At 61.1% G+C, this 21,154-nt stretch carries 12 protein-coding genes; 10 read left to right on the forward strand and 2 right to left on the reverse strand.

Translation table 11 applies throughout. The features are described 5' to 3' along the window. Positions 1–205 precede the first annotated feature (205 nt). Together nirB and cobA are read left to right on the forward strand one after the other, a co-directional pair. Positions 206–2,875 (forward strand): nitrite reductase large subunit NirB, encoded by a 2,670-nt coding sequence (nirB, locus tag RWL87_RS02920; RefSeq protein ID WP_313968846.1) that lies wholly within the window; start codon positions 206–208, stop codon positions 2,873–2,875. 1 nt (position 2,876) lies between these two features. Continuing rightward, a complete protein-coding gene (gene cobA / locus RWL87_RS02925; RefSeq protein WP_049352392.1) occupies positions 2,877–3,788 on the forward strand; it encodes a uroporphyrinogen-III C-methyltransferase in 912 nt (303 codons plus the stop codon). Between the two features lie 275 nt (positions 3,789–4,063). Here the strand turns inward: cobA and RWL87_RS02930 are convergent, their stop codons facing one another. Continuing rightward, positions 4,064–5,038 (reverse strand): DUF6318 family protein, encoded by a 975-nt coding sequence (locus tag RWL87_RS02930; RefSeq protein ID WP_313968847.1) that lies wholly within the window; start codon positions 5,036–5,038, stop codon positions 4,064–4,066. 334 nt (positions 5,039–5,372) lie between these two features. Beyond that, a complete protein-coding gene (locus tag RWL87_RS02935; protein WP_313968848.1) occupies positions 5,373–6,308 on the reverse strand; it encodes a DUF6318 family protein in 936 nt (311 codons plus the stop codon). Positions 6,309–7,834: 1,526 nt separating this feature from the next. Here RWL87_RS02935 and ileS point away from each other — a divergent pair. The 8 genes from ileS to rpmA all read left to right on the forward strand — a co-directional run bounded on the left by ileS (position 7,835) and on the right by rpmA (position 21,103). Continuing rightward, on the forward strand, positions 7,835–11,176 hold the full coding sequence (ileS, locus tag RWL87_RS02940; RefSeq protein ID WP_313968849.1) for an isoleucine--tRNA ligase: 3,342 nt from the start codon (positions 7,835–7,837) through the stop codon (positions 11,174–11,176). Positions 11,177–11,292: 116 nt separating this feature from the next. Then, positions 11,293–12,954 carry a folylpolyglutamate synthase/dihydrofolate synthase family protein gene (locus RWL87_RS02945; RefSeq protein WP_313968850.1) on the forward strand — a complete coding sequence of 554 codons (1,662 nt, stop codon included), beginning with the start codon at positions 11,293–11,295 and terminating at the stop codon, positions 12,952–12,954. A gap of 436 nt (positions 12,955–13,390) precedes the next feature. Beyond that, entirely contained in the window at positions 13,391–14,068 is a 678-nt protein-coding gene (locus tag RWL87_RS02950) for a TenA family protein (RefSeq protein WP_313968851.1), read from the forward strand. A 362-nt stretch (positions 14,069–14,430) separates the two neighbouring features. Further along, the gene (locus RWL87_RS02955; protein WP_313968852.1) at positions 14,431–15,093 is read left to right on the forward strand and encodes a vitamin K epoxide reductase family protein; all 663 of its coding nucleotides are present in this window, start codon (positions 14,431–14,433) and stop codon (positions 15,091–15,093) included. A 281-nt stretch (positions 15,094–15,374) separates the two neighbouring features. After that, a complete protein-coding gene (locus RWL87_RS02960; RefSeq protein WP_005505761.1) occupies positions 15,375–15,614 on the forward strand; it encodes a hypothetical protein in 240 nt (79 codons plus the stop codon). Between the two features lie 557 nt (positions 15,615–16,171). Continuing rightward, positions 16,172–19,996 (forward strand): Rne/Rng family ribonuclease, encoded by a 3,825-nt coding sequence (locus RWL87_RS02965; protein WP_313968853.1) that lies wholly within the window; start codon positions 16,172–16,174, stop codon positions 19,994–19,996. 497 nt (positions 19,997–20,493) lie between these two features. Then, positions 20,494–20,805 carry a 50S ribosomal protein L21 gene (rplU, locus tag RWL87_RS02970; RefSeq protein ID WP_005505764.1) on the forward strand — a complete coding sequence of 104 codons (312 nt, stop codon included), beginning with the start codon at positions 20,494–20,496 and terminating at the stop codon, positions 20,803–20,805. 40 nt (positions 20,806–20,845) lie between these two features. Then, complete coding sequence (gene rpmA / locus RWL87_RS02975; RefSeq protein WP_005505766.1) at positions 20,846–21,103, forward strand: 50S ribosomal protein L27; 258 nt, start codon at positions 20,846–20,848, stop codon at positions 21,101–21,103. Positions 21,104–21,154: the final 51 nt, after the last annotated feature.

Genomic DNA, 21,154 nt, shown 5'->3' on the forward strand with positions numbered 1-21,154 from the left:
AGAAAACAACATAATCCCACACAAAAATGTTTCGTAATTTTCAGATGCATTCTAAAGAAGCGGGCGCTCCAACTACTCGGTACGCATCAGGTACGAGCCCAGTGGCACGGAAACTAGGAGTTCCAACGCCAGGCACGACCCAGCCGCACACTGAGGGTAGATAAGTGCCATGAACTACCTGCATTACAACTAGGAAGGAAAATCCATGTCGCACACCCCCCGCAACATTCTCGTTGTCGGCGCAGGCCCCGCTGCGTGGCGTTTTGTACGCGCGTACCACGAAGGCGCTGAAGCTGCCGGTCGCGCGGCGGACACCATCACCGTCCTCAACGATGAGCCCTACATCCCCTACGACCGCGTTGCTATCGAGCAGATCTTCAAGGACACCGAGAAGGACCTGACCCTCGGTGATCCCGAACTGTGGAATGCAGAGAACATCAACCTGGTCAACAACTGCCACGCAGAGAAGCTTGACCGCACCCGCCGCGTCGTCACCGACACCGAAGGCAACGAGTACCCCTACGACGTGCTGGTCTTCGCGACCGGTTCCCGCGCGGTTCGCATCCCCATTCTTAACTCGGACGCCGCACACGTCTTCCGCACCATCGACGACGTGAAGAACATGGTCGCCGAGGTCAAGCGCCTGCAGTCCACCCTCGGCCGCGCACCCCGCGGTATCGTCGTCGGTGGCGGTCTGCTCGGTCTCGAAGCAGCTGAGGGTCTGAAGGACCTGGGCGCAGAGCCCACCATCCTGGACGTGGCACCCTGGCTGCTCTCCGTTGAGGTTGACCAGGGCGGCGGTTACGCCGTGAACGCCCAGATTAAGGCAACCGGCATTGAGATTGAGACCGGCGTGTACATCTCCGGCATCAACAAGGACGCTGACGGCAACGTCGTCTCCGTCTCCATCGCAGATTCTCCCTCCGAGGATGCAGAAATCCGCACCCTGCCCGCCGATATGGTGGTCTTCGGTGCCGGTATCCGCCCCAACGACGAGCTGGCACGTGACGCTGACCTGGCACTGGGTGAGCGCGGCGGTATTCTCGTCAACGACGCATGCCACTCCTCCGACGAGCACATTTGGGCTATTGGTGAGGTCGCCTGCGTACTGGGCCGCACCTGGGGTCTGGTCGCACCGGCTAACGCTATGGCTGACGCTGTGGCAGCTAACCTGCTCAACGACAACGAAGAAGCTCAGGTTGAAGAGTTCGACATCGCAACCAAGCTGAAGTTCTCCGGCGTTCAGGTCGCTGGCTTCGGTGACCGTCGCGGCACCACCGAGGGTTGCCTCGAGGTTCTGTTCGCAGACCCCGCACGCGGCATGTACCAGAAGATCGTGACCAGCGGCGACGCAAAGACCCTGCTCGGTGGCGTGTTCGTCGGTGACACCGCTCCCTTCGACTCCCTCAAGCCCCTGCTCGGTCGCGAACTGCCCGCTGAGCCGAACGTCTACCTGACCGCTGCTGGTGGCGGCGACGGCATCCCCGACACCGAGCTGCCCGACGACGCAATCCTGTGTTCCTGCAACAACATCAGCTTCGGCGCTGTCCGCGAGGCTATCGTTGACGGCAACCACGATGTTGCATCGCTGAAGTCCTGCACCACCGCGGGTACCCAGTGTGGTTCCTGTGTCCCGATGCTGCAGAAGACCCTTGAGCAGCAGATGAAGAAGATGGGTCTGACCGTCTCCAAGGCACTGTGTGAGCACTTCGACTTCTCCCGTGCAGAGCTGGCTGAGGCTGTGCGCCTGACCAACCTGGACGACTTCGACTCCGTGCTGGCACGCTTCGGCCACGGTGGCGACGGCTGTGCTATCTGTAAGCCGACCGTTGCATCGATTCTCTCCTCCTTCCGCAACTCCTACGTTCTGGATGCTGGCCGCGGTGGCCTGCAGGAGACCAACGACCGCGCACTGGCGAACATGCAGAAGAACGGTACCTACTCCGTCGTTCCGCGTATTCCCGCAGGTGAGATTCCCGCTAAGAAGCTGGGCGTCATCGCAGAGGTCGCTGAAGAGTTCGGCCTGTACGTGAAGATTACCGGTGCACAGCGTATCGGTATGTTCGGTGCTCGCCTGGAGCAGCTGCCCTACATTTGGGAGCGCCTGGTGGATGCCGGCTTCGAGTCCGGTCAGGCATACGGTAAGTCCCTGCGTAACGTGAAGTCCTGCATGGGTTCGACCTGGTGCCGCTTCGGTGTTCAGGACTCCACCGGCATGGCAATCCAGCTGGAGAACCGTTACCGCGGTCTGCGTTCCCCGCACAAGTTCAAGTTCGGCGTGTCCGGTTGTAACCGTGAATGTGCTGAGGCACAGGGTAAGGACGTTGGTCTGATTGCAACCACCAACGGCTGGAACCTGTACCTGGGTGGTAACGGTGGTGCAAACCCCGCTCACGGTCGCCTGTTCGTCAAGGATGCTTCCAGCGAGGACATCATCCGCTACATCGACCGCTACCTGATGTACTACATCCGTACCGCAGATAAGCTGCAGCGTACCGCTCGCTGGCTTGAGGATCTGGATGAGGAGCACGGCGACGGTCTGGCACACCTGCAGTCCGTCCTCATTGAGGACTCCCTGGGCGTGTGCGAGGACCTGGAGCGCGACATGCAGCGTCACGTTGACTCCTACGAGGACGAATGGGCAGCAACCCTGCGCGACGAGCGTCGCCTGCGCCGCTTCCGTGCCTTCATCAACGAGCCCAACGGCAGCGACGAAGGTTCGCACCTGTACGTGCTGGAGCGCGAGCAGATTCGCCCCGCAACCCCCGAGGAGATTGCGGCGGCAGAAGCTGGCGAGTCCGACACCGTCCTGCTGACCGGTGCCAAGATTCCCGTGGGTAAGCCCAGTGACCTCAACCCGGTCCCGGCAGCGTAGTATGTGCCCGAAGATTCCTCCGTTCCCGCCCCGCGAGTTCGCCACTATTGACGAGGTGCTCGCGGGCGGGGCGCCCGGGCACAGCCTGGACGATAGCGTGACGGAACGCGGCATTCTTCTGCCCGGCGAGCCCGCCGAGAACCCCGGCAAGGTCTACATTGTGGGTGGCGGCCCCGGTGCCGCTGACCTGCTGACCCTGCGTGCGGCGCGTGCCCTGAGCGAGGCGGACGTGGTTCTTCTGGACCACCTCGCCCCGCAGGAGTACGGCGAGTACGCACCGAACGCCCTCATCGTTGATGTGGGCAAGGTTCCCGGTAAGCATGCTGTTCCGCAGTCCCGCATCCAGCAGCTCATGATTGATTACGCGCTCTCGGGTAAGACCGTGGTGCGTTTGAAGGGCGGCGACCCGTACGTGTACGGTCGCGGTGCTGAAGAGCTGGATGCGTGCATCGCCGCCGGCCTGGAGGCCGAGGTTATCCCCGGCATTACCAGCGCTATTGCGGTTCCTGCGCGTGCGGCGATTCCGGTGACCCTGCGTAAGGTGTCCTCGATTTTCACCGTCATTTCTGGTCACTCCGGCCTGTCGGAGACCGAAGTTTCGGCGGTTGAGGCGACCCTGCGTGCACAGGGCACCGTGGTGCTGCTGATGGGCGTTCGTACCCTGCCCGATACGGTGGCGTCTCTGCTCTCTCGTGGGATTGAGGCTGACACGCCACTGGCAACCATTGAGAACGGTTTCTCTGAGAAGGAGCGCGTGACTGTCACGACCCTTGAGAACGCTCAGGTGGATTGCGCATCGGTTAAGGCGCCGGCTATTACCGTCATCGGTGAGGTCGTGCATTATGCTCGCGATAATCAGAACCGCTTTGTGAGCGAGGTTCACGAGCGTCTGCGTGAGCGTTCTACCTCTTAGAAGGCGGCGCGCCAGATAGTCGCGCCAGATAGTATTGCACAGCCCCGCATCCTTGGTTTTCCTAGTTGCCAAGGAGCGGGGCTGTTGCTGTGCCTGCTGGTATTGCTGTGCTGTAGTTGCCACCTGCCGGGCGCTGAGGCGCTCGCTGGCGCAGTAGCGGGGGAGCGCTGCGGTACAGAAGCACAGGAACATACGAAAGCGGGGCGGGTATCAGTCGATACCTGCCCCGCCTCATGCTTAGGGTCGTTTATTCTTATGACCTCTAGGTTGAGCGACTAGATCTTGAAATCGCTGCTGCTACCGGAGCTAGAGCCACCGGAGCTGCCGGAGCCGCCACCGCTGGACTTGCTTGCCGAAGCCGATGAGGAGGGGCCCTCAAAGACCTGGCGGAATTCGTCGCTGTACTTCGATACGAAGTACTCGCGGCTAGTCACGCGCCACTTGCCCTCGGCGTACACCACGTAGATCACGACATCCAGGGTGCTTGCCTTCTGAACCTCACCGGTACCCTTCTGGTAGATGGTGTATTCCTTGACAACGTCCCGGCAGGGGAACGCCACAACAGCCAAGTCGGTAGAGGCAAGAGCCTTCGCATCCTTGTCGTCACGGATGCTCAGCTTGCTCTCGTAGTCCTTAGTCCAACCGCCCGCAGCGTAGAGCTTGGCAATAGCCTTCAGGTTGTTGACCAGACCGCTGTCAGCGCCGTGGACCAGACCCTTGAGGTACTGCAAATCGCCGCTGTACATCGCGGCAATGTACGCGCTTTGGTAAGCAGCCAGGGTCTTGTAGGCGCCCTCGAGACTGACGGTACGCTGAGCCACCGTATCAATGACCGGAATCGGGACGTTCTTCGCGGGGGAGGTGTCGGTCGGCTCAACATAGTGTGCAATGGCGGGCTTGTACTCGTACTTGACGTCGCCAATGTACTTCTTATAGTCCTTCAAAAACTCGTCGGACGGAATAATCTTCGCGCTGTTACGGCTCGACGAGGACGAAGACGACGAAGCGGATGCCGAAGCCGAGGCAGACTCAGAAGGCGAAGCCGACGCAGATGCCGAGGGGGAAGCGGAGGCGCTCGGGGAGCCGGAGAAAGTATCACCGGTACCGGTGGGGCGAATATCCTTGTTGAAAGCGCATCCTGCTAGAGCCAAAGCACCGGCGGTCAGACCGCCAAAAAGAACGGCGCGGCGGGTCAATCCGTTTCGGTCGTTAGCAGAGAAGCTGGTGTGTGCACTCGGCCGGAAGGACATGGTATCTCCTGAAAGTGGTTGATCGAGGTAACTCGCAACGCTGCGATGCGTACGAGAGACTCTTCCTCATCGTTTTGTATGGTGCGCGGTACAGGGGAAGTACCGGGATACGAGTGTGCCGAAGCGTGAACTGCGGCGATATGAAGTATCCACTTCTTACTATAGAAGACTGGTTTTAAAACTTCGTCAAAAAACCCTGGACATTGTCTTTAAAGCACAATAACCCAAAGTCGGTGAGGTGCTGAGGGGGCACCTTCACGACTTTGGGCTAGTGCGTATGAAATTAATGAAACGGGGCTAGTTTAGACTGTGCCGGAATTATGCCCCTGCGGATTTAGACCTTAGTGGAGTCGCGGCCCGAAGAACCACTAGAACCAGCGGAACCGGAACCTCCGGAGCTAGAAGAATCGGAAGAGCCCTTGCCGCCATTCAGACGCTCGTTCAGATAGTCGTTGCCGATTCGCCACCACTTACCCTCGGTGTAGAGCATCACGTGCGGAATGGCTACCTGAGTAATCGCCGGTATCTTGCGTTCGGAGCCGTCCGGCTGATGGATGGCGGTGGCAGAATACTTGGCGTCTATCATGATTTCTACGTAGCCGTCACCGTTCTTCAGGGCGGTTCGAGGCTCCGTATTCCGCATGGAAATGCTGCACGTGAAGTCCATGTACCAGCCGTTCTGCTCATACAGTTCCTTGACTGCTTTAACCTCGTCGACGGCGCTCTTGTCTGCCGGGTAGGTCAGCTCAATCGCCTGATCTGCGTAGCGACCATCCTTGAGTGCGGTGATCTGTGCGCTGTAGTAGGCGCGCAAGGTCTCGTAGGCACCCTGGAAGGTCGGTTCCTCACGGTGCGGAACGGTCTTGAGGGGCTTGGGTACGTTCTTCGCCGGGGAAGAATCCGTTGCGGGCTGGTACTCACCCATGTATTCGCCGGTCAGCTTCAGGGGGCCGGGGTACTTTTCCCAACCCTCAACGAGTGCATCCTTAGATACGGGTACGCGCGCCGCACCGGACGAACTGCTCTTAGCGCTTGCTGATGCGGTCGCCGAGGAAGTAGCGGTAGCAGACGGTGAACTAGAGGCAGAAGCGGAAGCGCTCGCAGAAGGAGCAGCGGTGGGGGAGCCAATCTTAGCCTTCGCCTCTTCGCTCAGCGGGCGAATATCGGAGGCGCAACCAGCCATGAGGGAAACCGCGCCACCGAGCAGCAGGGTGCGGCGGCTTAAGAGGCGGGAAGTAGCGGAACGGGTACTCGAAGAGGGTGAGAGCATCGGTGAACTCCTTGATTATTCCCGAGGCGGGCTCGGGGCACCCGGTGGCGGGCGCGTGGTTGTATGGCGTGTTGGGTGAGGCTGTGAAAGGGGTAAAACCTAGGCTAGGTGCCGCGGGTTTAGTTCCTGTCCGGAAGTGACCTCGGGGTGTACTCAACGCCGGGGCGAGGGGTACAGGCGAACTCATCGAAGAGATTGTCAGAAACATGCCAGATTCGTACCGTTCCAGCTTGTACTCCGGCGTGTGCCGGTCTAATTTCTGTTGGCTTTAGCTACCTCTCATCTGTGTCTCAGCAGCGAAAGCTTCTTGAATCGTCGTTGATGTGTTACACGGTTCATTTTAGACTATTTTGAATTCAAAATGCACGAAAAGCCACCTTAGTAATTCCTGGGAGCCTATAGACCGCTCAAGATATCAATCACCGTAAAGTATTGTGACTATGCCTCAGTGATGGGGAATTGTTTGATGGGGCGGGTCATTTGGTGGGGGTCTCTGCGCGCACCAGATTTAGTGATTTCAGTCATATTTATGGCTAGGGTAGTCGAGGGAACTGTGTCGTAATATTTCCCGAGGGTGGGGGATGGGGCTGTGACTATCCCAGTCTTCGGGTGTTGAGAAAGCCTTGAGTACCGCGGGAGAAATACCCGATTCAACAAGGGGAAATCCGCTCGGTATTCCCGAAATATGCACTCTATTCACCCACTATGCACTGCCCTTCGACCTGGAAAAATCGGTTCCCACACGGGGTGTTGAGGGGGTGAAAACTTTCAAGGGTGAATATCTAGTGGAATTACATCGGTGTTCACCCCATATCTTGTGGTTGCACTGACTGCAATCCTGTGGGATCCCTCGAAAAAATCGAAACCCACTTAAAGCAACACCGAGGGAATGTAAAAACATACATCCTTAAACACGCCCGAGCGCGGGTAGGGTAAGACTCTTTAAGCCCCCTACTCGCTCTATATATCGCCGAACGAAGAACCATTCTGTTTTGCGCCTCCAGCATTGGCGCATCAGAAAAGTACCGTTCAAACCCACAGCCCGCGGGGTTGCATACAGACACAAAAGCCACATAAACTATTAGTGTTTGCAACGACCCGGCCATCACCGGCGAGCAATTCGGAAGAACGGACCGCACCTGCGGGCGCCCGTCAATCGCTGCGGCGAGGGCGTCTTAGCGGAAGAGATGTAGTCCCAGTAGAACCGGACGGTTAAGCCCGATATAGCTGTAATAAGCGACTGATACCCGCCCAACGCGCCGCTCTTCCGGTGGCTAGGTATCGCGGACACGCGACACCCCGCTAGCCCCGGGAGGGTTCGGTGCGTTGAGCTGGTTAACTCAGTAAGCAAGGTGGTACCGCGCCGCATCCTGACCCCCGGAACAACGGTAAGTCAGCGATGCCCAGGCGTCCTTGCACCCGTCATGTCAACCCTCACCCGCTGAGAGGTGACGAGTGCACGCACCCGCGTACCGCGCCCGTCACCCGCATCTCAGCGTTGAGAACAACAGATAAGGGCGCACCCAATGTCTAACGTATACCCCAAGGCGAGTGCCTTCGAAGCCGCAGGAAGCGGCGTCACCGCATCGCCCAAGTTCCCCGCACTTGAAGAAGCAGTCCTCGACTACTGGAAGAAGGACAACACCTTCTCTGCATCCGTCGAGAACCGCCCCGCAGGCGAAAACGGCGAAAACGAATTCGTCTTCTACGACGGCCCTCCCTTCGCTAACGGCCTGCCCCACTACGGCCACCTGCTTACCGGCTACGCCAAGGACCTCGTCGCACGCTACCAGACCCAGCGCGGCCACAAGGTGGAACGCCGTTTCGGCTGGGACACCCACGGCCTGCCCGCAGAACTCGAGGCAATGAAGCAGCTCGGCATGACCGACAAGCGTGAAATCCTCGAAATGGGCATCGACAACTTCAACGACGCCGCCCGCGCATCCGTGCTCAAGTACACCAACGAGTGGGAAAAGTACGTCACCCGCCAGGCACGCTGGGTCGACTTTGAGAACGACTACAAGACCCTGAACGTTGAGTACATGGAGTCCGTCATCTGGGCGTTCAAGCGCCTCTACGACAAGGGCCTGACCTACCAGGGCTTCCGCGTGCTGCCCTACTGCTGGAAGGACGAGACTCCTCTCTCCAACCACGAGCTGCGCATGGATGACGACGTGTACAAGGACCGCCAGGACCAGACCGTCACCGTCGCATTCCGCCTCACCGCAGACACCGCCCTCGGCGCTGACGAGAAGGTCGCCGCTGAACTCGACGGCGTCGAAGCACTCGCATGGACCACCACCCCCTGGACCCTGCCCACCAACCAGGCACTCGCCGTCGGACCCGAGATTGAATACTCCGTCGTACCCGGCGCAGGCAAGTTCGAGGGCCGCTCCTTCCTGCTCGCCTCCGACCTGCTCGGCTCCTACGCCAAGGACCTCGGCTACGAAGGTGACAACCCCGCCGAGGACGCTGCCGCAGCCGTCACCGCACGTTACACCGGCTCCCAGCTCGAGCACGTGCGCTACACCCCGCTGTGGGACTACTTCACCGACACCGAAAAGTGGGGCACCGAAACCTCCTGGCAGATCCTCGTCGCCGACTACGTCACCACCGGTGACGGTACCGGCATCGTCCACCAGGCACCCGCCTACGGTGAAGACGACCAGAAGGTCTGTGAAGGCTACGGCATCCCCGTGATCCTCTCCCTTGACGAAGGCGCAAAGTTCCTGAACCTCTTCGCCGAGCCCACCGCCTCCGGCTCCACCGCCTTGGCAGAAATCGCAGGCGTGCAGGCATTCGACGCGAACCGCACCATCATCAACGCCCTCAAGGCAGACGATGTGCTGATCCGCGAGAAGTCCTACGTGCACTCCTACCCGCACTGCTGGCGCTGCCGCACCCCGCTCATCTACCGTGCAATCACCTCCTGGTACGTGAAGGTCACCGACTTCAAGGACCGCATGTACGAGCTGAACAAGCAGATCAACTGGATCCCGGAAAACGTGAAGTACGGCCAGTTCGGCAAGTGGGTTGAGAACGCACGCGACTGGTCCATCTCCCGTAACCGCTTCTGGGGCTCCCCGATCCCCGTGTGGGTTTCGGACGACCCGAACTACCCGCGCATCGACGTGTACGGCTCCCTCGAAGAGCTCAAGGCAGACTTCGGCCGCCTGCCCCTGAACAAGGACGGCGAACCCGACCTGCACCGCCCGTACATCGACGAGCTGACCCGCCCAAACCCGGACGACCCGACCGGCAAGTCCACCATGCGCCGCGTGGAAGACGTGCTCGACGTCTGGTTCGACTCCGGCTCCATGCCCTACGCACAGGTGCACTACCCCTTCGAGAACCAGGAATGGTTCGAGAACCACTACCCGGCGGACTTCATCGTCGAGTACATTGGCCAGACCCGCGGCTGGTTCTACGTGCTGCACGTGCTGGCGACCGCGCTCTTCGACCGCCCCGCGTTCAAGAACGTCATCAGCCACGGTATTGTGCTCGGCTCGGACGGGCAGAAGATGTCCAAGTCCCTGCGCAACTACCCGGACGTCTCCGAGGTCCTCGACCGCGACGGCTCCGATGCGATGCGCTGGTTCCTGATGTCCTCCCCGATTCTGCGCGGCGGCAACCTGATCGTGACCGAGCAGGGCATCCGCGAGGGTGTTCGCCAGGTCATGCTGCCGCTGTGGAACGTCTACCACTTCTTCGCCCTGTACGCTAACGCCGCCAACAACGGTGAAGGCTACAGCGCAAAGCTCAAGTACGACTCGCAGCACGTGATGGACCGCTTCATCCTCGGCAAGACCCGCGAACTCATCGAGCAGGTCACCGCAGCGATGGACTCCTACGACATCTGGAACGCCTGCGAATACCTGCGCCAGTACGCCGACGCACTGACCAACTGGTACGTGCGCCGCTCCCGCGAGCGCTTCTTCAACGAAGACACCGACGCATTCGACACCCTCTACACCGCACTGGTGACCGTGTCGAAGGTTGCCGCATCCCTGCTGCCGCTCAGCAGCGAGGAAATCTACCGCGGCCTCACCGGTGAACGCTCCGTGCACCTGGCTGACTGGCCTGAGGCATCCGCTTTCGCTGACGAGTCCGACCTGCTGGCTCTCATGCAGACCGTGCGTGAGGTCTGCTCCGCCGGTTCGGCACTGCGCAAGGAAAAGAAGATCCGTGTGCGCCAGCCGCTGCAGAAGATGACCGTGGCAATTGCACCCGAGCAGTTCGCTGCGCTGGGTACCGCCTTCGGCGAGAAGGGCGCGGAGTACTTCGCGAACATCGTCGAGGACGAGCTGAACCTGCGCCAGGTGGAGCTGGTCAGCGCCGACACCGTCGACCCCGCCGACTACGGCATCTCCCAGCAGCTGAAGGTCAACGCACGTGCGGCAGGCCCGCGCCTGGGCAAGCAGGTGCAGGTTGCCATTAAGGCTTCCAAGTCCGGTGACTGGACCGTGACCGAGGACGGTACCGTCCTGGTCGGCGTGGCAGCTCTGGACGGCGGCCTGGCTCTGGAAGAGGGCGAGTACGAGCTGGCAACCGTGGTTGCCGCTGACGCTGAGGGTGCTGAGCACACTGCGGCTGCGGTTCTGCCCGGCGGCTTCCTGGTCCTCAACATTGAGCTGACCGACGAGCTGGTTGCCGAGGGTATCGCCCGCGACACCATCCGCGCTATTCAGCAGGCACGTAAGGACGCCGACCTGAACGTTGCGGACCGCATCAACCTGAGCATCGCGGCACCGGAGGAAACTCTGGCAGCTCTGCGCGCCAACGAAGCACTGGTGACCGGCGAAACCCTCGCCGTGTCCCTGCAGCTGAGCGAAGCAGACGAGCTGAGCATTAGCGTCGCCAAGGCATAAAACGCCTGAACCGTACGGCCGTCCCGCCCCCTTGATTGGGCGGGGCGGCCCGTCGTCTATCCCGCCGCACGGTGGGCCCCTGCCGGCACCGGCTGGCTATCCCAGTGAGGAGAACAATGAGCGAGAAGAACTACCCCGCAATTCCCGACCCCGAGGGCGTGGAGCGGGTCTACGGTGAACTGCTGGCGCGAGCACCCGAAAACAAGATGGCGCCGCGCCTGGACGCCGTAGCCCGCGCCGTCGAAATCCTCGGCGACGTGCACCGTGCCGCACCGGTCATCCACATCACCGGCACGAACGGCAAGACTAGCACCGCCCGCATGATTGAGGCGCTGCTGCTCGGCCACGACCTGCGCGTGGGCCGCTTTACCAGCCCGCACCTTGAGAGCGTCACCGAACGTATCTGCATTAACGGTGCACCCGTACCGGACGCCACCTTCGTGCGCATTTGGGACGAAATCGCCCCCTACCTGCAGATTGTGGACGCGGAGATGACCTCCCGCGGCGAGCCCGCACTGACCTTCTTCGAGTCCATTACCGTGCTCGCCTTCGCGATTTTTGCGGACGAGCCGGTGGACGTGGTGGTGCTCGAGGTCGGTATCGGTGGCACCTGGGACTCCACGAATGTTGCCGACGGCGTGGTCTCCGTGGTCACCCCGATCGGTCTGGACCACACCGATATGCTCGGCGAAACCCTCGCCGAGATTGCGACCGAGAAGTCCGGCATTATCAAGCCCGGCGGCTTCCTGATTTCTGCCGCTCAGGACCCGGAAGCGGCGGACGTGCTGCTCGCCTCCGCCCGTGAGAAGGAAGCATCCTTCGCCTTCGAGGGCGTGGAGTTCGGCGTGGTCTCCCGTGAGCTTGCGGTCGGCGGTCAGCTGCTGACCCTGCGCGGCCTGGCTGGCGAGTACCCGGACGTGCCGCTGTCGTTGCACGGTGCGCATCAGGCTCAGAACGCCGTGGTGGCTCTCGCTGCCGTGGAGGCGTTCTTCGGCGGTCAGCGTCAGCTGCCCGAGGACGTGGTGCGTACCGCGTTTGAGACGGTGCGCTCGCCGGGTCGCCTGGAGGTGGTGCGCACCGAGCCGCTGACCATCCTGGACGCGGGCCACAACCCGCACGGTGTGCGTGCTTCCGCGGCCGCGCTGACCGAGGCGTTCAAGCTTTCGCACCTGCACGCCGTGGTCGGCATCCTGGGGGAGAAGGACGCCCTGGGCATGTTTGAGACCATGCGCGAAGAGTACGTGGACGCCTCGGACGGCACGTTCCGCCTGTACCTGTCGGCCTCGGATTCGCCGCGCGCGATTGCCCCGGAGCGCCTGCACGAGCTCGCCCTGGACGCTGGCATTGACGAGGACTCGATCGAGGTGTTTGAGCACCTGGACGAGGCGATTGCCACCGCCATGGAGAACGCCCTCTTCGAGCAGGAGTCGGCGGGTGTGCTGATTACCGGCTCGATCACCGTGATCGGCGAGGCACGTACCCTGCTGGCCAAGCACGCGGAGGCGAAGACCCCCGGTGCCGAGGCCGAGGAACTGCCGGACGAGCTGCCCGCCGAGGGTGCTTATGCGGGTTCTGCGGGTGCGGCGTCGGCTTCGACTCTGGCTGCCGCGGCGGCTGCGGCTGCCTCCGCTGAGCCGGATGAGCTGCTGAACGACATCATGGCCGAGCTGGGCGGCGAGTCCGCGGCGGGTTCTTCGCTGGAGGATTCGCTGGGCCTGCCGCTGGGTGATTCGTACACCGATGATTTCTTCGGTGACGATGACTCCGAAGACGAATAAAGCCCACTGAGGTTATTGATGAGAAGGCGGGGCGCCGCTCTCTGCTGGTTTTACTGAGCTAGTATTACCGGCTGGGGGAGCGGTGCCCCGCTTTTTCGCGCTCTGCCTTTTCGCACCCGGCCTTTTTGTGCCTCCGCCTTTCTGTCTTTTGCCTCTGCCCTCGCGCTCCCACTTGAACCCACGTTCCCTCACGCGTTCCCAGGGGCTCTCACCTAACCCCAATCACCCGATTTTCTTCGGCATACCCCGCCCTCACCCACCCAAAAAATCGAAAAGAACGAAAATTTTGGGCACCGGGGTCCCAAAACCGGGCACGCCTTGGCGTCACGGTGCTATATTCGCTGAGGCGCCGGCCCCAATGTCTGAGGCCGCACCAACACACCCGCACACATACGCATACCAGCGACGGTATGCCACATAGCGAAAGGCACCCATCATGCCCGCACCCTTCACCGATTTGATCGGCACCGATTCGTTCACCGAGTCCCTACGCCAGGAGAACATTGCCACCTGGCTCTCCGCCACGAATCACCGCTTTGTTGCTGAGCTTTTTGACGGCTCGATTGCCCCGCAGGTCATGGCGGGCTACCTGGTGCAGGACTACCGCTTCCTTGATACGTTCCTCGCCCTGATTGGTGGCGCTATCGCCAACGCTGACACTCTCGCAGGCCGCCTGCGCCTGGCACAGTTCGCCGGTGAAATTGCCGGTGACGAGAACACTTATTTCCTGCGCTGCTTTGAGACTCTCGGCGTGACCGAGCATCAGCGTGAATCCATGCCCGATACGGAGGCGACCACCGGCTTCAAGCGCCTCTTCCTGGATGCGGCGGCAAGCGGCAGCTACGCGGCGATCCTGTCGGTGCTGGTGGTTTGCGAGGGCCTGTACCTGGATTGGGCGTCGAAGGCTCCCGCCAAGCGCCCCGATTCTTTCGTGCACAACGAGTGGATTACCCTGCACGACTACCCGGAGTTCCGTGAGCTGGTTGATTTCCTGCGCCGTGAACTGGACCGTGTGGGCCCGGCGGATGCGCAGGCTGCCCGCGAGTTCTTTAGCCGCGCGGTGGAGCTGGAGCAGCAGTTCTTTGACGATTCGTACACCCACCCGCTGCCCTAGGTAATACCGCCCTAGGTAATGCCCCGGATTAAAGCCCTAGAAATGTCCCGTTGAGACCCCCGGAAGGTTCCACCCGCCGCTAAATTGCGGGCTCCTCCCGGGGGTTTTCGCGCGTTAAAGACTTCCCGAAGACACCTCGAAAGCGCCCCGAACGAGCCCTGAAAGTGCCCCGAAAAAGCTCAGAAAACGCGCCCATCTGCGTAAAATAGCACGTCATAAACGGAACATACAGGCTAACAGTGTGCCATTTGGCGGTGTGAGAGGCTAGGATAAATGGGGTACCGCTTCCGGGGTGCTGGCTATGCCGCACCGGTATGTACCCGCTACTGCACGAGGTGAAACACACTATCTAAAGGAGTCGTATGAGTACCGCCGCATCGAGTACTACCGAGCCCAACCACACTGAGGCAGAAAAGCAACAGGGGCGCACGGGAACCGCTGGCGGCTACTCTGACCGACAGCTCGGGTTCTGGCTGATTGGTGCGGGTCTGATTGCGCTGATTTCTTCGGCGATTCTGGTGTATGAGCGCCTGCAGATTTACATTGATGCCGGCCACTCCACGGTCTGCGACATTAACGCCCTGCTCAGCTGCGGTACGGTGATGCGCACCCCGCAGGCGGAGGCTTTCGGCTTCCCGAACCCGTTCATTGGCCTGGTGGGCTTCTCGATTGTGGTGACTATCGGTGCCGCGATGATGGCGGGTGCACAGTTCAAGAAGTGGTTCTGGGTCTGCATGGACATTGGTTTGGCTGCGGCGACCGCATTCATCATGTGGCTGTGGTACCAGACGACGTTCCAGATTAACGCACTGTGCCTGTTCTGCATGATCGTGTGGATTATGACCATCACGCTTTTTGTGAAGACCACGGTTCGCAATATTTCGGTGGGGGTTATCCCGGCGTCGCAGTCGGTGCGTGAGAGCGCTCGCGGTTGGTCGTGGTTTGCGATTAGCCTGTGGTTGATCCTGATTTTCGGCATTATTGTGATCCGCTTCTTTGAGGTCATTGTGAATATGATGCGCTAAGCGTTGAGCTGTATCGCCCCGGTGCCTGTTGGTGCCGGGGCGTTGCTGTACCCGCAGGCAGATTGCGCCGGTAGATTGCGGCAGGCAGATTGCGGCGGGCAGCGGGGGAGGCGCCGGCGACCCGTGTAGTGAAGTCAGCGGGGAGGCGGCGCGGGTGCGTATAATGGTCAGGTATATTCATGAGCGGCATGAGCCGGAGCCGTCCGCGGGTTTCACCTGCGGCGTCGACTGCCTGCCGTTCTGCTGGACGCTAGATTCTTGATACCCCTTCGAGGAGAACCGTGAAGACTGCCGGAATTGCCGCAATGGGCGCTGCTGCCGTTATTTTCTTGACTGCCCTGCTGTTGCTGACTGCCGGTCACTTCTCGCTGCTGTGGGTGATTCTGCTGGTGGTTTCTCCGTTCGTTTTCATTCTGGGTGTTCCGTTTGCGACCGGTTCCGGTCCGGAGTACCTGCCGACTGACCCGAAGCTTGCTCAGCAGGCTCGTGAGGCGCGCGATGCGGAGCTGGGTTTGGACTAGTCCCTCCTCTCAAGAACTTTTGAAGCCGGGTGGTGCGTAGTGGCACGCCCGGCTTTGCTGTACCCGCTACGGTGCTCGCCGCAGTGCCCGCGCATCCGGCTGGGAAGTGATGCCCGGATTGGGTGCCTTGGGTGGCTTAGAGGCACCCGCTACCGGGTATAATGAAAAACGGTGTCTTGTGCGCCCCGCACGCGCATGAAGATCCCCACCAACGCATCGAGGGAGAGTACCCGATGAGCGCCGGCTATAAGCCGCGGAGCATAACTGTCGCACCGCGCGGGCCGCCCGCCTCGGCGAAGAAACCCGAAGACCGGCAGGGCACCCAGGAAGGGTGTGAGCGTGCCGTGCTCGAGAGCGAGGTGGCTGTGACCGTCGCGGCGCGCTCTGCGTTCCGCCCGCTCGCCCCCTACGGCAGAAGCACTGAATGAGATAGTGCCCGCGAAGAACGCGCACCGTAGGGTGAGGCTTGAGCCGCGGTGGCAGCAACTAGGCTTTGCGCTGTATGCGCGCTGTTAAAATCCTTGCGGTGCGGAGCAGGGTGTAACGAAAGAAGATTAATGTCTGACGAGAAGAACGTCGAACTTGGGGTTTTTGAGGCGCTGAACGCCCTCGCGGAGGAGAAGAACGCCTCTGCAGAGACCCGTGAAACTCTGCGTAAGAATGTTCGTGAGAGCTCTGAGGCTCAGCAGGGTACTGAGCGCCGCCGTCCGGGTCGCCCGAAGAAGGAGAAGGCTCCTGAGGTTCCTCTGGATGAGGCGATTGCTGCTGGCCTGACCAACCTGCGTAACGCGAAGGCTAAGCATGCGCCGGCACCGAAGGTTGCCGCTCCCGTTGCGTCTGAGACTGAGGTTGCTTCTACCCTCGATAGCCTGTTTGCGGCTGCTGAGAAGAAGGCGGCTGAGCCTGCTGTTGAGGAGAAGACCGCTAAGGTCGAGACCGTCGAGAAGACCGCGAAGGTTGAAGAGATCGCCAAGGTCGAGAAGGTTGCTAAGACCGAGACCGTGGAGAAGGCCGCCAAGGTCGAAGAGATCGCCAAGGTCGAGAAGGTGACCAAGGCAGAAAAGACCGAAGAAGCCGCAGAAGAGACTGCCGAAGCTGAATTCGTTGAGGGCGAGGCCGCCGCAGAAGCCGAGGTTGCTGCCGAGGCTGAGGAGACTGCCGAGAAGCAGGCTGAGAACACCGAGGCTGACTCCGCAGACGCAGAGCCCGCAACTGAAGCATCTGCAGCTGAGGAACCTGCCGCTGAGGAGCCCGCACCGGCTCCCGAGCCCGTCAAGACCATTAGCGACCTGCAGCGCGAAAAGCTGCAGGAGCTGCGCTCGCGTACCCCCATGGGTGCTATGCCGCTGTTCATGGCGCCCGAGCCGGAGGAGCTGAGCGAGCTCGCTGTTGCCGCCAAGCTGGAGCGTGAAGCCCGCCGCGCCGCTGCCGAGGAGCAGAAGCGTAAGGAGCGCATGGAGCGCCGCCGTGAGGAGGCTGCCGCTGAGGCTGAGGTGACGAGCCACCGTCGCCGTCGCCGTCGCCGCGGTACCGAAGATATTGAGATTGAGGGCGGCGTTGATGATGACGTTGAGACCGTCACCAAGGTGCGTGCGCCGCGCCTGGCTGACTCTCACGCATCCAACACCGTGACCGGTGTGCGCGGTTCTACCCGCCTGGAGGCGAAGCGTGTGCGCCGCCGCGAGTCCCGTTCCCTGGGCCGTCGCCGCCACATCGTGACTGAGGCTGAGTTCCTGGCTCGCCGTGAGTCCGTGGACCGTCAGATGCTGGTTCGTCAGAAGGACGGCCGCATCCAGATTGGTGTGCTTGAGGACGGCGTGCTGGCTGAGCACTTCGTGTCTAAGACTCAGCAGGATTCTCTGATTGGCAACGTGTACCTGGGTAAGGTTCAGAACGTTCTGCCGTCCATGGAAGCTGCGTTCGTTGACATTGGGCGCGGCCGCAACGCTGTGCTGTACGCGGGCGAGGTCAACTGGGATGTTACCGGTCTGGACGGTGCGCCCCGCAAGATTGAGAACGCCCTGAAGCCCGGCGATTCGGTTCTGGTGCAGGTCACCAAGGACCCGATTGGCCACAAGGGCGCCCGCCTGACCAGCCAGGTTTCCCTGCCCGGTCGCTTCCTGGTGTACGTACCGGGTGGTTCGATGACCGGTATTTCCCGCAAGCTGCCCGACACCGAGCGTGCTCGCCTGAAGAAGATTCTGAAGGACAAGCTGCCCGAGGGCGCTGGCGTGATTGTTCGTACCGCGGCGGAGGGTGCTTCTGAGGAGGAGCTGACCCACGACATTAACCGTCTGCGTGCTCAGTGGGAAGAGATTCAGGAGAAGGCTAACTCCCGCAAGGTGCTGGCTCCAGAGATGCTCTACCAGGAGCCCGACCTGATGATTAAGACCGTGCGTGACGTCTTCAACGAGGACTTCACCGCGATGATCGTTCAGGGCGAGAATGCCTGGGATTCCATCGAGGCGTACGTGACCTACGTGGCGCCGGACCTGGTCTCCCGCCTGCAGCAGTGGGATGGCGAGGATGACCTCTTCGACCACTACCGCATCAACGAGCAGCTGGCGAAGGCTCTGGACCGTAAGGTGTACCTGCCTTCGGGTGGTTCGCTGGTGATTGACCGCACCGAAGCTATGACTGTGGTGGACGTGAACACCGGTAAGTTCACCGGTAGCGGCGGCAACCTGGAAGAGACTGTCACCAAGAACAACCTGGAAGCTGCTGAGGAGATTGTCCGTCAGCTGCGTCTGCGCGATATTGGCGGCATTATCGTCATTGACTTCATTGACATGGTGCTTGAGTCGAACCGTGACCTGGTTCTGCGTCGCCTGATTGAGTGCCTGGGCCGTGACCGCACCAAGCACCAGGTGGCTGAGGTGACTTCGCTGGGTCTGGTTCAGATGACCCGTAAGCGTCTGGGCACCGGCCTGCTTGAGGTCTTCTCGGAGCCCTGTGAGCAGTGTGCCGGCCGTGGCCTGATTGTGCACGATCAGCCGCTGAGTGGTCGTAGCGGTGGCGCGTCGGATTACATCCACCGTCACGAGCGTAATGACCGTAAGCGTGCCCGTGCGGCTGCCCGCGAGGATTCTCGTGATCAGCAGAAGCAGGATGCTCTGGAGTCGAAGAAGGCTGAGCGCCGTAACGCTATGGCTGCGGTAGCTGCCGCATCCGCTCAGGCTGACGAGGCTTCGGAGGAGACCACTTCGACCCGTAAGAAGCGTAAGCGTCGCAAGCGTTCGCGCCGCGCGGAGACCGCTGAGCTGTCTCTGGAGCAGGAGATCCAGGGTATTGCCGAGGCTGCCAGCGAGCAGGCTCACGCGGAGGTTGCTCAGCGTGAGGACAAGGTCGCTGAGGTGACCGGCGGTAACTGGATTGGCGAGCAGGGCGGTTTCTCCCTGGAGCAGCTGGCGAGCGCGTTCGACCGTGTGGAGGAATCCGCTGAGGATTCTTCGAAGGGCTCTGACCAGGAGCGTTCTGCAGAGGACCGTTCGGAGGAGCGTCGTTCGTCCAAGCGTGGCGAGAAGAAGTCTTCTCGTAACCGCCAGCGCCGCGAGCTGACCGATGCGGATATTGCCGCTGTGGAGGATTCCGGTGCGGGTGCGCTGGAGGACGAGCACCACGTTGACCCGGAGCTCGACCCGCGCTTTAGCCGCTCTTCGGATCGTTTCGAGGCGATTCGCGCTGGCGAGGCGAAGGCTCGTGCTTCTCAGAAGGCTGGCCGTCTTGCCCGCACTGAGGGTGAGTCGTTCCGTTCGAACCGCGAGGATCGTGCGGCGAAGCGTCAGAACCGCGAGCAGCAGAACGCTGAGGCAACCTCCGAGAAGGCTCAGGAGTCCAAGCGTGTTGAGCGTGAGGATCTGCGCATTGAGGATGTCCGCGAGACTCCGCGTGCGTCCCGCCGCCGTGCGCGTCGTGCCGCTGATGAGAAGCGTGCCGAGAAGGCTGCTGAGCAGAGCGTGGCAACTGAGCAGAATGTGGCATCTGAGCAGGCACCCGCAAAGGATGGTAAAGTTGAGAAGTCCGCGAAGACTGAGTCTCGCCCGGTGGTGACCGGCGTGATTGGTGCTCCGGCTGTGACCGGTGTGATCGGTTCGGCTCCTGCCGCAGTTGAGGCTGAGGCTCCGGTTGAGGAGGCTCAGAAGCCTGCGGCTCAGGTGCCGGGTTCGACCCCGCGTAAGCGTCGCACTCGCCGTGCGGCTTCGAGCGCTGGCGCTGGTGCTCAGGTCGTGACCGTGGACGCTTCCGAGCGTGCTGAGGGTTCCGTGGTTGCTTCCGCTTCTGTGGCGGATGTGGCTCCGGTGGCTGATGATGCTTCGGCTCCTGTCTTGTTCGGCATTGGCGTTGCCGCTGCCGATATTAAGCGTGAAGGTAAGGACGATTAGTCTTTAGCTTCCGATCATCGGAATTCCGATGGTGTGTATGTTGCGCCCCGGCGGGGTGGAGTGATCCACCCCGCCGGGGTTTTTTATGCCCGGTTTATCTGCGGTGTATCTGCCGGGGTTGAGTAGTATCACGTGCCGACTTCGTGCGTTCCGAAAATTTATCTATTGCGCGGCGCGTAGATCATGCCGTATCCTTAAGGACTGGTGTTTATCTCAGTGAAGCCCTATCGACGCAGGGCCAGCGGGAGACACCGCTCCCACCCGCATCGTCTTCGGCACGGTCGAGTATTCGGCTGAGTTAGGAACGTGCGGGAGAGAGACACCACCGGTGAGCCTCGCGTGTTGGCTTCGGCGGGCAATCCCGCCGGAACGCACGGGCCGTTCCTCCTTGTTCGCGGTTATTCGACTGGCGGGGGAGGGCGCACAGCAATGAAAGCGCAGGCTGCTCATTCGTGTGAGATTCAAGAAGCAAGTTGTCGAGAAAAGTGAGTCCCATAGTGGCATACGCGATTGTACGCGCTGGCGGCCGCCAGGAGAAGGTTTCCGTAGGCGACCTCGTTACCCTTGACCGTGTTGCAGGCGAGCCCGGCAGCACCATCGAGCTGCCCGTGCTGCTGCTCGTCGACGGTGACAAGGTCACCGCTGACGCAAAGTCCCTGGCTTCCGCCAAGGTTGTTGCTGAGAAGGTTGAGGACCTGCGCGGTCCGAAGATCGTTATTCAGAAGTACAAGAACAAGACCGGTTACAAGAAGCGTCAGGGCTTCCGCGCCGAGCTGACCACCGTCAAGATTACCGCTATCAACGCGTAATCGAAACGACCGGAATTCAACCCTAAGGTAGGAATACAGAATGGCACACAAGAAGGGCGCAAGCTCCACCCGTAACGGCCGTGACTCGAACCCCCAGTACCTCGGTGTTAAGCGCTACGGCGGCCAGTCCGTCAACGCAGGCGAGATTCTCGTTCGCCAGCGCGGCACCCACTTCCACCCCGGCCTGAACGTTGGCCGCGGTGGCGACGACACCCTGTTCGCTCTGGCAGCAGGCACCGTCGAATTCGGTACCCGCAAGGGCCGCAAGGTCGTTAACATCCTGGCAGCAGCTGAGTAATACTCACCGCTAGGGCAGAGGGGGTAGGCGTTAGTCTACCCCCTCTCGCTA

Origin of the sequence: uncultured Rothia sp. (assembly GCF_963555405.1) — a bacterium.
In the GTDB taxonomy this organism is placed as follows: Bacteria; Actinomycetota; Actinomycetes; order Actinomycetales; family Micrococcaceae; genus Rothia.